The sequence below is a fragment of the Micromonospora sp. HK10 genome (assembly GCF_000982955.1).
Classification (GTDB): Bacteria; Actinomycetota; Actinomycetes; order Mycobacteriales; family Micromonosporaceae; genus Micromonospora.
Window position 1 is genome coordinate 1 of the sequence record NZ_KQ058755.1, and the last position, 810, is coordinate 810.

Annotated in this window: 1 protein-coding gene; it reads right to left on the bottom strand. The window is 66.3% G+C overall.

Going from position 1 to position 810, the window contains the following annotated elements:
- On the bottom strand, positions 1 to 810 hold an 810-nt coding region (locus tag LQ51_RS09575), incomplete at both ends, for a glycoside hydrolase family 10 protein (protein WP_046564363.1).

Here is an 810-nt window from a genome sequence, read left to right on the forward strand (position 1 = left end):
AGGACGGAGTTGTAGGCGGCCTTCTTGTTGCCGCCGCCGTCGAAGAGCAGCGGGCTCTCACCTGAGCGCCAGGAGTCGCTGTCGCGGACGCCCCAGACGGTGATGCCGATGCAGCGGGGCACGTTGATGCAGGCCTGGGTGAGGCCGGCGTACTGGGTGGTGGAGGAGTTGGTGACGTCGACCTCGGTGAGGGCGACGTCGACGCCGAGGGCGGCGAAGCTGGACAGGGTGGTCTGGAAGTTGCTGGGCAGGGAGCTGCCGCCGGTGAAGTGGGTCTGCAGGCCGACGCAGTCGATGGGCACGCCGCGGGACTTGAAGTCCTGGATCATGCGGTAGACGCCCTGGGTCTTGGCGTAGGACCAGTTTTCGATGTTGTAGTCGTTGTAGCAGAGCTTGACCGAGGGGTCGGCGTTGCGGGCGGTGCGGAAGGCGACCTCGATCCAGTCGTTGCCGGTGCCCTGCAGGTTGGAGGAGCGGCGGCTGCCGTCCTCGTTGAACGCCTCGTTGACCACGTCCCAGGCGGCGAGCTTGCCCTTGTAGTGGGCCATCACGCCGTTGATGTGGTCGATCATGGCCTGGCGCAGGCTGCTGCCGGACAGGCTCTGCATCCAGCCGGGCTGCTGGGCGTGCCAGGCCAGGGTGTGACCGCGGACCTTCAGGCCACGCTGGGTGGCCCAGTTGTAGATCTGGTCACCGGAGTTGAAGTTGAACTGGCCCCGCTGGGGCTCCGTCGCGTCCGGCTTCATCTCGTTCTCGGCCGTGATCATGTTGAACTCACGCGCCGCGATCGTGCTGTACGTCGAGTCACCG